11 protein-coding genes are annotated in these 13,712 nt (G+C 61.5%); 4 read left to right on the forward strand and 7 right to left on the reverse strand.

The features are described from left to right. Positions 1-60: 60 nt before the first annotated feature. Positions 61-552: a CS1 type fimbrial major subunit gene (locus NTD89_RS26775; protein WP_106579440.1), complete on the reverse strand. Its 492-nt coding sequence runs from the start codon at positions 550-552 to the stop codon at positions 61-63. A gap of 477 nt (positions 553-1,029) precedes the next feature. On the opposite strand from NTD89_RS26775, the gene NTD89_RS26780 reads away from it, so the two are divergent. Continuing rightward, positions 1,030-1,602: a PadR family transcriptional regulator gene (locus NTD89_RS26780; protein ID WP_145161452.1), complete on the forward strand. Its 573-nt coding sequence runs from the start codon at positions 1,030-1,032 to the stop codon at positions 1,600-1,602. Next, positions 1,599-2,366, forward strand: a complete 768-nt coding sequence (locus NTD89_RS26785; RefSeq protein ID WP_262210552.1) for a siderophore-interacting protein — start codon at positions 1,599-1,601, stop codon at positions 2,364-2,366. Before NTD89_RS26780 ends, NTD89_RS26785 begins: the two co-directional genes overlap by 4 nt. A gap of 46 nt (positions 2,367-2,412) precedes the next feature. Here NTD89_RS26785 and NTD89_RS26790 read toward each other — a convergent pair whose 3' ends face one another. Next, positions 2,413-3,039 (reverse strand): Pr6Pr family membrane protein, encoded by a 627-nt coding sequence (locus NTD89_RS26790; protein WP_262210554.1) that lies wholly within the window; start codon positions 3,037-3,039, stop codon positions 2,413-2,415. Between the two features lie 4 nt (positions 3,040-3,043). Beyond that, positions 3,044-3,277, reverse strand: coding sequence for a VF530 family DNA-binding protein (locus NTD89_RS26795; protein WP_048720273.1), 234 nt, complete (start codon positions 3,275-3,277; stop codon positions 3,044-3,046). 213 nt (positions 3,278-3,490) lie between these two features. On the opposite strand from NTD89_RS26795, the gene NTD89_RS26800 reads away from it, so the two are divergent. Next, a complete protein-coding gene (locus tag NTD89_RS26800; protein ID WP_262210555.1) occupies positions 3,491-5,509 on the forward strand; it encodes a TonB-dependent receptor in 2,019 nt (672 codons plus the stop codon). A 561-nt stretch (positions 5,510-6,070) separates the two neighbouring features. Next, positions 6,071-8,488, forward strand: a complete 2,418-nt coding sequence (locus tag NTD89_RS26805) for a glucose/quinate/shikimate family membrane-bound PQQ-dependent dehydrogenase (RefSeq protein WP_262210557.1) — start codon at positions 6,071-6,073, stop codon at positions 8,486-8,488. Between the two features lie 189 nt (positions 8,489-8,677). On the opposite strand, the gene NTD89_RS26810 is transcribed toward NTD89_RS26805, so the two are convergent. The 4 genes from NTD89_RS26810 to NTD89_RS26825 all read right to left on the reverse strand — a co-directional run bounded on the left by NTD89_RS26810 (position 8,678) and on the right by NTD89_RS26825 (position 13,706). Further along, positions 8,678-11,014, reverse strand: a complete 2,337-nt coding sequence (locus tag NTD89_RS26810; protein ID WP_262210558.1) for a putative bifunctional diguanylate cyclase/phosphodiesterase — start codon at positions 11,012-11,014, stop codon at positions 8,678-8,680. Between the two features lie 255 nt (positions 11,015-11,269). Continuing rightward, positions 11,270-12,442: a PotD/PotF family extracellular solute-binding protein gene (locus NTD89_RS26815; protein ID WP_145161435.1), complete on the reverse strand. Its 1,173-nt coding sequence runs from the start codon at positions 12,440-12,442 to the stop codon at positions 11,270-11,272. Next, entirely contained in the window at positions 12,439-13,413 is a 975-nt protein-coding gene (locus NTD89_RS26820; protein WP_262210560.1) for a CobW family GTP-binding protein, read from the reverse strand. Before NTD89_RS26820 ends, NTD89_RS26815 begins: the two co-directional genes overlap by 4 nt. Next, complete coding sequence (locus NTD89_RS26825) at positions 13,410-13,706, reverse strand: hypothetical protein (RefSeq protein ID WP_145161429.1); 297 nt, start codon at positions 13,704-13,706, stop codon at positions 13,410-13,412. Before NTD89_RS26825 ends, NTD89_RS26820 begins: the two co-directional genes overlap by 4 nt. Between the last annotated feature and the right edge of the window lie 6 nt (positions 13,707-13,712).

A 13,712-nucleotide genomic window follows, 5' to 3' on the forward strand; every position in this document is an offset into this window, starting at 1 on the left:
ACCGGCCGGCCTGCTGACGCGATGCCCACGAGCGCGAGGCTCAAGGGGCACTCATTGACGTCAAAGAGCTGGCAGCACCGCGTCAAATACCAGCGGCATAACGCTGGTGTAATTGCCACGCTGATTCGCCGAAGGTTTGGCGGCGTCGATACGCAGTACGGCGCCCAGGCCCGGTGTGGAATCAGCTTCGTTGACAACTTCCTGAGGCGTGCCACTGAGCACCACACCATTCAAGGTGGCGGTCAGCGGAATGTTTTGCGTGGCATCACCGTTGAACAGCACTGCCGGGCCGCCGTCGATATAGGCGTGAATAGACCCGTTGGTGTTGCGCATGTCGTAGACCGCGGACAACGACGCCAACTCACCATTGGCCAGGTTATACGACATGGCCTCGTCACGGCCCCAGTTAGGGTCGCGCGGCTGCACGTGGAACACGGTGGTCGGGATGCTCGCCTTGATATTGACAGTGTGATTGGCCTCACCGGCCGCGAACGCCATGGAGGACAGCGCCATGGCAGCCAAAGGGGCAGCAATTGCGAACTTCTTGAACATAGTCGACACCTGTTATTTGCATTGAGTTATATCGCTGAACGTTGAACACAAGACACTGCACAACGTGCGAAGGGCATTACGCGCTCATCAATGTTTGAAAAGCACGGTAATGATCAAGCAATTCAAATAACCAGGATGCCCGCCATTTCTTATAGAGCTGTGGCTTTAATTAGTAAGGCTTGAGGGAAAAAGATGGCACATTGCCAAAACTTTTAATTGCTCTGTAAGAACAGGACTACACATCTATATTCGAAACTTTGCTGTGGAACAAAGTCCGTCAGAACAGTACCACAACAGTAACTTTCCGGATAAACATCGGCGCAAAAAAGTTGAGCATCAACTCTAAATATAATTCACACATCTGAACGCTCTCTTGAAAAGACCAAACGGCTGCTCACCGACCGTTGGTCGCCTCGGCCTTTCGCCGCCTAAAGATATATCTTAAGTTATATCTTAACCCAAACGGAGAAAGCCAAAATGAGAGAGCATCCCCACCAACGCAATCACGGTGATGGCCGTGATGGTTTTGAAAAACGCCCCGGCCGTGAACGCGGCGGCCGTGGTCCACGCGTGTTTGCCCCCGGCGACCTGAAATTACTGCTGCTGGCGTTGATCGGCGAACAGCCCTGCCACGGCTACGACCTTATCCGCCAGATCGAAGGCCTGTTCGATGGCGCCTACAGCCCCAGCCCCGGCGTGATCTACCCGACCCTGACCTTTCTGGAAGAAAGCGAACTGGTGACCGGCGATACCGAAGGCGGAAAAAAACGCTACACAATCACCGACGCCGGTCGTCTTTCCTTAAGTGAGCAGGCGATTGCCCTGGAAGGCGTGCGCATGCGCATCGACGTCAGCAAACGCTCGCTGCGCGGCCATGATCGCCCGCCCGAAATCCATGAAGCGGTGCACAACCTGCGCCATGCCTTGCAGCTGCACCACGGGCGCTGGAGCCCGGAAGAAATCGCGCGTGTCGCGGCCCTGCTCAACAGCACCGCCCAAGCCATTGTCGACGGCCCGGCCGTTCAACCAGTCCATGGGAAAGCTCAATGAATACGCAAGCCATCCACCGCGTCACCCACGAGATCAAGCGCCGCCGCCTGGAAGTGTTGCGCGTGACCGACATCACCCCGCGCATGCGCCGCATCACCCTGGGTGGGCCCGAGCTGGCAGGTTTTATCAGCCTGGGCAGCGACGACCACATCAAGCTGCTGTTCCCGCAGAACGCCGCCGAACAGGCCGCGCTGGAAAGCCCGAACTTCAGCATCAAGGGCGAGGGCCCACAGCCGGCCATGCGCGACTACACGCCACGGCGTTTCGACCTGAACACCGGTGAACTGGACATCGACTTCGTGCTGCACGGCGATGGCCCTGCCTCCACTTGGGCCGAGCAGGTGCAGGTTGGCCAGCACCTGTATATCGGTGGGCCACGCGGTTCGATGATCGTGCCGGATATGTTCGACAGTTACCTGCTGATCGGTGATGAAACCGCCCTGCCCGCCATCGGCCGGCGCCTGGAAGAATTACCGGCGGGCCGCAAGGTGCTGGCGGTGATTGAAATCGCCAATGCCGCAGAACAGCAGGCGCTGAACAGTGCCGCGGATGTGCAGGTGATCTGGGTGATACGCGGTCAGGACGACCTGCTAGAGACCGTTCGCACACTGACGCTGCCGAGCGGCTCGCTGTACAGCTTTGTGGCGACAGAAACCAAGCTGTCGCGCCAAGTGCGCCGCGTGCTGCTGGACACCCATCAAGTCAATGAAGCGTTCCTCAAGGCTGTGGGTTACTGGCGAGCAGAAGGCAGCGAAGAAGAGTAAGCCGATCGAGGTCGACAATGTGACAGCGGGCTTGCCGCTGCCACATTTAGTTTCGCGGTGGCTTTAAGCACTTATCCAGGCCCACCACTGCCAACGCAATCCCGATAAACCCCGCCAGAATCCCCCCGGCATTCACAAACACTTGTGGATAACCGAGCGTGTCCACATCAATGAACGGGTACTGATACTGCCCGAGCAAATGCCCGCGCAGCAGCACATAGCCGAAGTACACCAACGGGTAGATCACCCAGGCGCCGATGTGGTTGAAACGCAACGTGCCCTTGGGCACACACCGCCACCAATAAATCACAAACAGCATCGGCATGACGTCGTGCAGCAATTCATCGGCGACGAACTGAAAGCCTGTGGGGCTCCACAAATGCCGCAACAGCAGGTTGTACGCCAGGCTCACCACGACGATGCTCGCAGCGATCGCGCTACTGACCCTGGGCGCCAGGAAAAACCGCTTGGCGGCTGAATCCCGACTGATCAGCGCGTAGCTGAGTACCACCACCACCAGGGTGTTGGTCAGCACCGTGAAGAAACTGAAAAAGTTGATCAACCCGCCCAGCAGGCTGGCGCCCGCCGTCCAGCGCGAATCGAAAATCAGGTATTGCTGAATCGCCAACCCTGCCCAGCCGGCCAGTGCCGCAGCCGCGATGAAACGCTTCATGGGCTCAGTCCAGTGGGCGTTTGGTACGCATCAGCTTCACGTACAACCCTTCGACTTTTTCCCGCGCCCATGGGGTTTTGCGCAGGAACGTCAGGCTCGACTTGATGCTCGGATCGCTCTTGAAGCAGCGCACATCAATGCGTTCGGCCAGGCCTGCCCATTCGTAGTGTTCCACCAGAGTGGTGAGGACGTGTTGCAGGGTCACACCGTGGAGCGGGTCGTTGCTTGTCGCGGTCATGCCGGGCCTTTTGCAATAAGAGGAAACACAGCCGCGCACCTTAGCCGACGGGGCGTACAGGTGGAAGCACTGCATTGAATATAGACGTCGGAGAAAAGTTCCCCTTTTCAGCGAAAAAAGAGATGTTATATTGTAACTATAAATATCAAAAGTAACTGACCCGATACCGTTTCAGCCTTCTCTTTTTTGTGCCGTTTTGCCAAGGAATGTTCGATGTCCCTCTCTTCTCTCTGGCGCTTGACCCCGCTTGCCGCCGCTCTGCTGATCTGCTCCGAAGCCCATGCCCTGGAACTGCAACCCCAAGTCATCACCGGCAATCCATTGGGCAGCGAACAGCTCGCCTCACCGACCACCGTGCTGGAAGGTGATGACCTGACCCTGCAACAAAAAGGCAGCCTCGGCGAAACCCTGAACAAGCAGCCGGGCGTGTCCTCGTCCTACTTCGGTCCGGGTGCCAGCCGGCCGATCATTCGTGGCCAGGATGGCGACCGCATTCGCCTCCTGCGCAACGGCGTGGGCGCGCTGGATGCCTCGTCACTGTCCTACGACCACGCCGTGCCGCTGGACCCGGTCAACGTCGAGCGCATTGAAATCGTACGCGGCCCGGCCGCCCTGCTGTACGGCGGCAGCGCCATTGGCGGCGTGGTCAACACCTTCGACAACCGCATCCCCACCGAAGCCATCGAAGGCATCCACGGTGCCGGTGAGTTGCGCTACGGCGGCGCCGACACCACCCGCAGCAGCGCCGGCAAACTGGAGGCCGGCAACGGCACCTTCGCCTTGCACCTGGACGCGAACGCGCGGGAATTCAACGACCTGAAAATTCCCGGTTTTGCGCGCAGCCGCCACGCCCCTGAAACCGAAGATGGCCCCGGCAAAAACGGCCGCCTGGGCAACAGCGACGGGCGCCAGGACGGTGGCGCGGCGGGCGGTTCCTACACCTGGGACGACGGTTACGCCGGCCTGTCCTACAGCAACTACGATGCAAACTACGGCTCACCTGCCGAGCAGGACGTGCGCATCCGCATGAAGCAGGATCACTACGCCTTTGCCTCCGAGATCCGTAACCTGCAGGGCCCGTTCACCTCGGTGAAACTCGACGCGGGCTACACCGACTACCAACACCGCGAAATCGAAGGAGGCGAAACCGGCACGGTGTTCAAGAACAAGGGTTACGAGGCGCGCGTAGAAGCTCGCCATCAGCCGATTGGCCCATTCAATGGCGTGGTCGGCGCGCAGGTGACCCGCAACGAATTCTCGGCCCTGGGCGAAGAGGCCTTCGTGCCGCAGACCGACACCAACGCCGGCGCCCTGTTTATCCTCGAAGAAATGCAGGCCACCGAGCGCCTCAAACTCAGCCTCGGCGCTCGCCTGGAACACACCAGCGTCGACCCGGACGCCAAGGGCAATGCGCGCTTCACCAATGCCGACCAAACCAATGACTTCACCGCCGGCAGCCTGTCGTCCGGCGCGGTGTACAGCCTCACGCCGGTCTGGTCCCTGGCCGCGACCCTGGGCTACACCGAGCGCGCGCCGACCTTCTACGAGCTGTACGCCAACGGTGCCCACGTCGCCACCGGCACTTATGAGTTGGGCGATGCCAACCTGAAGAAAGAAAAAGCCGTGTCCAGCGACTTGGCATTGCGTTTCGACAATGGCACCCACAAGGGCAGCTTCGGGGTGTTCTACAGCCGCTTCTCCAATTACATCGGGTTGTTGGGCACCGGTCGTACGCTGAACGATGACGGCGACGAGGACGCGGGCGGCATCCCTGAGTACAGGTACTCGGGTGTGCGTGCACGTTTCGCCGGCTTCGAAGCCCAGGATCACTGGAAACTCGGCGAAGGTGCCTACGGCAAGTTTGCGCTGGAGCTGTCGGGCGATTACACCCGCGCAACCAACCTGGACACCGGCGAGGCCTTGCCGCGCATCGCGCCGCTGCGCGTGAACAGCGGTTTGCTGTGGGAACTGGACCGCTGGCAGGCGCGAATCGACGTCGAACATGCGGCGGGCCAGGGGCGTGTGCCGAGTAACGAGCGCGGCACCGATGGCTACACCACCCTGGGCGCGAGTGCGGGTTATCACTTCAACGTCGGCGCCAGCCAGTGGCTGGCGTTCGTCAATGGCGAAAACTTGACCAACCAGACCGTGCGGTATGCCAGCTCGATCCTGCGCGATATCGCGCCGGCACCGGGGCGCAGTGTGCAATTGGGTGTGCGTACCACCTTCTAACGCCCCCCTTGGAATCAGTTTTTTGTAGCAAAAGTACTTCCTGTGGCGAGCGGGCTTGCCCCGCGTTGGGCCGCGAAGCGGCCCTAAAATCAGTCAATGAGCTGTACCTGATACACCGCATTTCTCATTGATCAGGGCCGCTTCGCGCCCCAACGCGGGGCAAGCCCGCTCACCCCAACAAACCAGCTCGCCACCACACCCTCAATCCAACCTGGAATCGGGTTCCCACAGACATTTTTGCAGCGACGTTCTGTCACTGTTACCAGAACTGAAATGATGCATCTCTCGATTTAGTCTTTCTCAATACGAGAAGGCGCTTTATCCTTGCCGCAACAAACTGAAACGTTTCATGCCTGCGGTCGATCCCACCTTGCCAAACTTACCCCTCTTCAGAGACAGCGCTGTCTTCTACCTACCTGCGCACGGGAATAAATCGCCCGCCTGTGGATAACCCTCTTATCCCCAGAAAAACCGAATTAACGCTGAACCAAGCCCGCGCCGAATCGTCATCTACAGTGAAGCACGGGGTTACATAATTCCAACGTCACGGAGAAACACACTATGAGCACTGATGGTGCTTCAAGCTCAAGCCGCCTGCTGCCCAGGTTGCTGGGGATCTTGCTGCTGATCATGGGGCTGGCCTTGCTGGCCGGCGGCGTCAAGCTGAGCATGCTCGGCGGGTCGCTGTACTACCTGCTGGCCGGTATTGGCATCGCCCTCACCGGCGTTTTGCTGCTGGCCACCCGCCGCGCCGCGCTGGGTCTGTACGCACTGGTGCTGTTCGCCAGCACCGTGTGGGCACTGTGGGAAGTCGGCCTGGATTGGTGGCAGCTGGTGCCGCGCCTGGCCCTGCTGTTCGCCTTGGGCATCGTCTTGCTGCTGCCGTGGTTTCGCCGTCCGTTATTGCGTGGCCAGCCTGCGCCGCTGGGCACTGGCGCGCTGAGCGTGGCCGTGGTGCTGGCGGGCGCTGCCGCCCTGGCCAGCCAATTCACCAACCCAGGTGAAATGGTCAAGACCGGTCAGCTCGACCGCGACGCCGTGCCTGGCATGGCCAGCGCTGCACCGGCCCAGGCCGATGGCGACTGGAACTCCTACGGTCGTTCGGCCTTCGGTGATCGTTACTCGCCACTGGCGCAGATCACTCCGGAAAACGCCCACAAGCTGGTACCGGCGTGGACCTTCCGCACCGGCGACATTCCTGGCCCAGGCGATCCCGGTGAAACCACCGCGGAAAACACCCCGCTGAAAGTCAACGGCATGCTCTACGTGTGCACGCCGCACAGCCAAGTAATTGCCCTGGACCCGGACACCGGCAAGGAAATCTGGCGTTTCGACCCGAAGATCAGCACCGAAGGTGCGGCGAACTTCAAAGGTTGGGCGCACATGACCTGCCGTGGCGTGTCGTATCACGATGACGCGGTGTACGCTTCCGAGCAAAGCCCTACCGGCAGTGCCAGCACTGCTCCGGTCAGCGCCGTCTGCCCGAAACGCATTTTCGTACCGACTGCCGACACCCGTCTGATCGCCCTGGATGCCGACACCGGCAAAATGTGTGAAGACTTCGGTGACAAAGGCCAGGTCGACCTGCGTGCCAATATCGGCAGCTTCGCCCCAGGCGGCTACTACTCCACCTCGCCACCGGCCGTGACCAAGAACCTGGTCGTGATCGGCGGTCACGTGACCGACAACGTTTCCACCGACGAGCCTAGCGGCGTGATCCGCGCGTTCGACGTGCACACCGGCAAGCTGGTGTGGAACTGGGACAGCGGCAACCCGGACGACACCACCCCGTTGGCCGAGGGCAAGACCTACACCCGCAACTCGCCGAACATGTGGTCCATGTTCAGCGTCGATGAAAAACTCGGCATGCTCTACCTGCCGATGGGCAACCAGATGCCTGACCAATACGGCGGCGACCGTACCGAAGATTCGGAAAAATACAGCGCCGGCCTGACTGCTCTGGACATCGACAGCGGCCACGTGAAGTGGACCTTCCAGTTCACTCACCACGACCTGTGGGACATGGACGTGGGCGGCCAGCCTAGCCTGATCGACATCAAGACCGCACAGGGCGTCAAGCAAGCGGTGATGGCGTCGACCAAGCAAGGCAGCATCTACGTGCTGGACCGCACCAACGGTCAGCCTGTGGTGCCGATCAACGAAATCCCTGTACCGCAAGGCGCAGTGGCCGGTGATCACACCTCCCCTACCCAACCCAAATCCGACCTGAACTTCATGCCGCCGCCGTTGAAAGAACGCGACATGTGGGGCGTGACACCGTTTGACCAGATGCTGTGCCGGATCGATTTCAAATCCATGCGCTACGACGGCCCGTTCACCCCGCCATCGCTGCAAGGTTCGATCGTTTACCCAGGTAACTTCGGCGTGTTCGACTGGGGCGGCATTTCCGTCGACCCGGTTCGCCAGATTGCCTTCGTGAACCCGAGCTACATGGCGTTCAAATCGAAACTGATCCCGGCGGCCGACATTGCCAAGCAAGGTCCGCGCGTCAGCGAAACCGAAGGCGTACAGCCAAACAAAGGCGCGCCGTACGGCGTGATCCTTGAAGCGCTGCTGTCGCCTCTGGGCCTCCCGTGCCAGGCGCCGGCGTGGGGTTATGTGGCGGCGGTCGACCTGACCAACCACCAGACCATCTGGATGCACAAGAACGGCACCGTGCGCGACAGCTCGCCGGTTCCGGTCCCGCTGACCATGGGCGTGCCTAGCCTGGGCGGGACATTCACCACCGCCGGTGGCGTGTCCTTCCTCAGCGGCACCCTCGACCAGTACCTGCGTGCCTATGACGTGAAAAACGGCAAGCAGCTGTGGGAAGGCCGCCTGCCAGCAGGCGCGCAAACCACACCGATGACCTACACCGGCAAGGACGGCAAGCAGTACGTGCTGGTCATGGCTGGCGGTCACGGCTCGCTGGGCACCAAGCAGGGTGACTATGTGATGGCGTTCAAACTGCCGGACTAAGTGTTAACCGGCGGTAAAACAAAGGCGGCTACCTGATGGGTAGCCGCCTTTTTTTGTGCCATGTTCACTCAATGTGGGAGCTGGCTTGCCTGCGAGGGCGGTGCAACAGAAACAGATTCTTTGACGGCCACACGGCCATCGCGGGCAAGCCCGCTCCCACAGGGTTTAGCGGTGTTCAGGCGAGAGGGTTTACAGGGCAACCCGCGCGCGGTGCATCCACATCTCAAACGCCATGGCGTTCAACGGCCGGCTGATCAGGTGACCCTGCGCCGTGTCGCACTTCCATTGCCTGAGCAACTTCAGGCTGGGCTCGAACTCCACACCCTCAGCCACCACCTTGAGCCCCAGGTTGTGGCTCATTTCGATGGTCGAACGCACAATCACGCCGTCTCCACTGGCGCTGTCGAGGTTGCGAATGAACGACTGGTCGATCTTCAATTCCTGCACCGGCAAACGCTGCAACTGCGCCAGGGATGAATAGCCGGTGCCGAAGTCGTCCACCGACAGGCTGATGCCACAGCCGCGCAATTGCTCCAGCACGCTGAGCGCCTGTTGCGGGTTGTGCATGATCGCGCTCTCGGTGATCTCGAAGGTCAGTTGCTGCGCCGCGACAGCGTATTGCATCAGCAAGGCGGTGACGCGAATGGCCAGGTCGTCATCGGCCAGGTCGTCCACCGAAATGTTGACCGACAGTTGAATGTGCAAACCGCGCCCTGCCCACTCGGCGATCTGCCGGATCGCCTCCTCGATCACCCACAGCGTCATGCTGCGCATGCTGCCGGTGCGTTCGGCCAAGGGAATGAATTCGGCGGGCGACACCTGGCCCAGCGTCGGATGCTGCCAACGCAGCAAGGCTTCCGCCTGGCGTACGTGGCCATGCATGAGGTCGAGTTTGGGCTGGTAGCACAGGAACAATTCGCCTTCGACGACCGCGCGGCGCAGGTCGCGAATCAACGTGATCTGGCGCTGGTGCGCGAGGTCGCGGTCTTGCTGGTAGATCTGCAGGTGCCCAGGCAGGCTCGCCGCATCATGCCGGGCGATGGCGGCGCGGCTGATCAGTTCTTCGACCTGCTGGCCGTCGGCCGGGTAGGCGGCAATGCCGATGCTGACTTCATGCCGCACTTCGTCGTTGCCGATGCGCTGGGGCTCGGTGAGCAGCCCATACAGGCGGTCGGCGCGGGCTACCGCGCGGTCGATCTCGGTGTTTTCCAGCAACAGCAAAAACTCGCTGCCGGCGATACGCGCAGCGGTGTCACTGGCCAACAGGCACATGGACAGGCACCGGCTGGCTTCACGCAACATTTCTTCGACGCCCTGTGGCCCGAAGCCTTCGTTGATCACCCGGTAGTTTTCGATCCCCAGGTACAGCAACACCACCGGGCGCTGCGCACTGATCGCACTGCCCAGGCGTTCCATGGCCAACGCGCGATTGGGCAAGCCGGTGAGCGGATCATGCAACGCGTTATGGGCCAGCTGCCGCTCGCGCACGGCGATGCCGCTTTGCATTGCATTAAAGGCCCGGGCCAGCAAGCCGAATTCATCGTGGCTGCGCACCCGCACCGGGGTTCGATAATCACCGGCCCCGATCCGCTCGGCCGCCTCCACCAGGGCGTTGAGCGGGCGTGACACGCGGCGCGCCAGCAACAACGCGGCGGCCAGCGACACCAACAACACCGCCAGGGCGATCCCGAGGAACTGCCGGTCCAGCGGCGCAAAAGACTCAAGCGCATGGTCCAGCGGGCTTTGCAGCAACACGCGCACTTCATTACCCTCGCCGGTGTTGGCCAGCGGCAGCACCTGGCTGAGCACGCGTTGCCCGTAGAACAGGTTGATCTGCGCATCAGGGTTGAGTTGCGCCTGGTGCAGCGTATCAATGATGGTGGCCCGATAGGCTTCAGGCTGGGTGCTGAACAACTCGCCGACCTGGCCGTTCTGCACGCTGAGGAACGACACTTCAAGGTTGCTCATGGAACGCAGTTCGTTGGCGAACTGCCTGTCCATGGGGAAGCCCATCACCACGCGGGCAATGGGCTGCGGGTCGAGGACGACATCCTGCACAAGCAGATAGGGCAGGCTGTCCATCGCGACGATAAGCATCTGCAGCCCGCTGCGTCGCGCATGCCGCAAGGCCTCGTCGTACGGGAAGGGCTGGCCGTGTGTCAGTACCGGCAAGGTACTGACCATCACCTTGCCATCCAGGCCCAGCACGAACACTTCACTGGAACGCAGGCCGGTGCCATGCCGTCGCAGCGCGGCCATTACCGTTTCGGGGTTGCCCTCGGCCACCGCCTGTTTGAAGGGGCCGTCGGCGGTGAGCCAATCCAACCCGTATTGCAGACGACGCCCGCGCAGGTCGAGCAAACGTTCGAACACTTGGCTGCCGGTGCTGAGCTGAACCTGGGCCTGTTTCTCCACGGCGCGGGTGGTGGCGGCCTTGACGGCGAAGTAAGTCGCGGCCACCACCACCAGCAGCAATAGCGCCAACACCCCGGCAATGCGGGTCTGAAATGTGTGGCGCCACTTCATTGCCGTGGCCTCTGGCAGCACGCGCCTCTCTGTGCCGATCCGTCCCTTTGTCATACGCATTCCTGGCGGCTGCTGACCTGGCGTCAAAAAAACATTCGTTTTTAACGAATGGTTGGTTCAACCAGATTAGCTGGGGGCTGGGATATGTACACCCAATAGGGACGGGGATGTGTCTGTCAGTTTATTGGCGGCAAACGCTTGGCTCGGAGGGCTGGTGGGGCATAGCCCCAAGCTGGGTAACGGGGACGTACGCAATCACACGCGCGCGCGCATGAAATCCCCCCACCGCCGCACCAGATAATTGTGCTCATCCATCACCGAGTTCCACACCGCAATGTGGCCCATGCGCTGCTCATAGGAGCCACCATCACGCACCTCGCCGACATCGATCAACGGCAAGCCATCACTGCCGAGCAGCTCTTCACGGGCGGGCTTGCCGGCATACCAGTAATCCCACTCGGCGCTGCTCAAATGATCGCGGGTGCGCGCCGGGTTACCGATGTAATAGCCCTGACGCGCCATCACCGCCCCCGGCCAGCCGGATAACCACCAATTCAGATAAGCATAAGCCGCATCCAGCACCGGCCCCTGGGCATGGCGCGACAGCGACAACCCACCAAACCATCCACGGTACCCTTCACGGGGCACCGCCAGCCGATACTTCACGCCTGCCCGGTGCAAGCGCATCAGGGTCGGCGACCACAGACTCTGGATATCGATGCTGGGGCTCAGCATCAACTGCGCGGCCTCTTCATCATCCGACCAGAACGCCGCAAAGTGCCCCTCCTTCTGCTTGCGCACCAGAATGTCAGCCAGTACATCGATCTCTTCGATGCTCATATTGCCGATGTCTTTGAACTGCGCCAGCCCCGCGCCCTGCACCGCCAACGCGGCATCCAGCGCGCCTATCGCGGCATCGCTTTGCAGCGCAGTGCGCGCGCTCCAGGCCGGGTCGAGCAGCCAGCCCCAGCTTTCATTGCCGTGGCTGAAGCCTTCGGGCAAACGCTCCGGGCGGTAGGCAAAACTGTCGGCGTTATGGGTCAACGGCAGCATGCTGATGCGCTCGGTGACGCTGCTGCCAAGGCTGCCGTCGTGCTGCACGAACAGCCGCTCACTGGGCACGCTGCCGCCACCCAACCGGTCGTTGGCCGACAAGCGACCACGCTTGGGCAAATCATTGATCTCGTGCCACAAGGCGATGCGCCGTGTGTCGATGGGCTGGATCGCCCGCGCCGGCCAGACGAAATCAACGTTGTGAAACCATTGGTCGTAGAGGTCGTAGCTGTCGGGCTGCATCACGGCGATGCGCTGGGCCTGCGCCACGTCGTGCACCTGATAGACCAGGCGAATACCCAACTCTTTTTCGGCGCGAACGCGCAAGCATTCCAGCAGGGTCACGGACGTACCGAGCACACGTAATGTGATCATGCTGCGAAGCGCCGTGAGAACACCTCGAAGGAGCGCCGCAACAGCGCCGGATCGAGGCCGCGCAGGATAAACACCAGGCGCGACTGGCGGTCGGTGCCGGGCCACGCGGGCAAATGCACCGGGGCATGCAGGCAGTGCTGCACGCCATGAATGACGATGGGGGCCGAGCTTGCGTTCACGTTGAGCAGTCCTTTGACGCGAAGGATTCGTTCGCCGTGGCATCTTAACAGCATCGACAACCAGACCCCGAAGCCGACCCAGTCCAGCGGTTGGTCGAAGCTCAGGCAGCATACTTGCGCGGCGCCGTGGGTGGCGGTGGTGGTCTGATGCAGTTGCCAGCGGCTGACTTCAACGGCCGGTTCGGCGCTGCGCACGCCTTCGCCAAGCAGCAACTGATCGCCGCTGTGAACCTCATGGGTATCGAGAATCGGCGTCCCCGCATTGAGTGCCCGCAAGTGCGCGCGCAGCGCTTCACAGTCGCCGACCAAGTCGGTCTTGCTCAGCAGCAAGCGGTCGGCCGCCGCAACCTGGGCCAGCCATTCCGGGTGCAGGCGCTCTTGCAACGTGGCGTGACTGGCATCGACCAGCGTGATCACCAGGCCGATATGAAAACGCCCGCGCAGTTGCACATCGTTGTTCAGCGTGGCCAGGATCGGCGCCGGATCGGCCAGCCCGGTGGTCTCCAGGATCACCCGCTTGAACGCCGGAACTTCACCGCGCTCGCGCCGTTGCAACAGGCCGAGCAACGCCTCCTTGAGCTCGCCGCGAATCGAACAGCACACGCAACCGCTGGGCAGCAGCACGGTGTCCGGCGCAACTTCTTCGACCAGCAGATGATCGATGCCGACATCGCCGAACTCATTGATCAGCAACGCCGTGTCACCCAGGCTTTCACCTTGCAGCAGGCGCGTGAGCAAGGTGGTTTTGCCGCTGCCGAGGAAACCGGTGATGACGTTGAGGGCAATGCTCATGATGACTCCAAGTGATCAAGCAAGCGGGGGTCCAGCGGATCCAGCGGGCGACCGAGCATGTTTTCAGCCGCTTGCCAGAGTTGATCCAGGCCACTTGCCAGGGCCTGTTTGCCGGTGGCGCCCAACAACAGGTAGGACGCGCCCTGGAAGTCTTCGACCTTGAGCCGGAACACCGCCAGCACCTGGTTGATCGCGGCGATCCGGCGCAGGCGTTCGCGGCGCCGGGGCAGCTCATCGCCCAAGGGGTCGCTCCAGTGCAGGTCTTCGCCGAGTAATCCGCAGAGTCCGCACATGGTTAC

It is taken from the genome of Pseudomonas sp. 14P_5.3_Bac1, from assembly GCF_025466135.1.
Taxonomy (GTDB): domain Bacteria; phylum Pseudomonadota; class Gammaproteobacteria; order Pseudomonadales; family Pseudomonadaceae; genus Aquipseudomonas.

Coding starts and splice junctions, on each gene's coding strand:
- NTD89_RS26825 (WP_145161429.1), bottom strand. CDS start 13,706: ATGTGCGGACTCTGCGGATTACTCGGCGAAGACCTGCACTGGAGCGAC.
- NTD89_RS26790 (WP_262210554.1), bottom strand. CDS start 3,039: ATGAAGCGTTTCATCGCGGCTGCGGCACTGGCCGGCTGGGCAGGGTTG.
- NTD89_RS26820 (WP_262210560.1), bottom strand. CDS start 13,413: ATGAGCATTGCCCTCAACGTCATCACCGGTTTCCTCGGCAGCGGCAAA.
- NTD89_RS26785 (WP_262210552.1), top strand. CDS start 1,599: ATGAATACGCAAGCCATCCACCGCGTCACCCACGAGATCAAGCGCCGC.
- NTD89_RS26780 (WP_145161452.1), top strand. CDS start 1,030: ATGAGAGAGCATCCCCACCAACGCAATCACGGTGATGGCCGTGATGGT.
- NTD89_RS26775 (WP_106579440.1), bottom strand. CDS start 552: ATGTTCAAGAAGTTCGCAATTGCTGCCCCTTTGGCTGCCATGGCGCTG.
- NTD89_RS26795 (WP_048720273.1), bottom strand. CDS start 3,277: ATGACCGCGACAAGCAACGACCCGCTCCACGGTGTGACCCTGCAACAC.
- NTD89_RS26815 (WP_145161435.1), bottom strand. CDS start 12,442: ATGATCACATTACGTGTGCTCGGTACGTCCGTGACCCTGCTGGAATGC.
- NTD89_RS26810 (WP_262210558.1), bottom strand. CDS start 11,014: ATGAAGTGGCGCCACACATTTCAGACCCGCATTGCCGGGGTGTTGGCG.
- NTD89_RS26800 (WP_262210555.1), top strand. CDS start 3,491: ATGTCCCTCTCTTCTCTCTGGCGCTTGACCCCGCTTGCCGCCGCTCTG.
- NTD89_RS26805 (WP_262210557.1), top strand. CDS start 6,071: ATGAGCACTGATGGTGCTTCAAGCTCAAGCCGCCTGCTGCCCAGGTTG.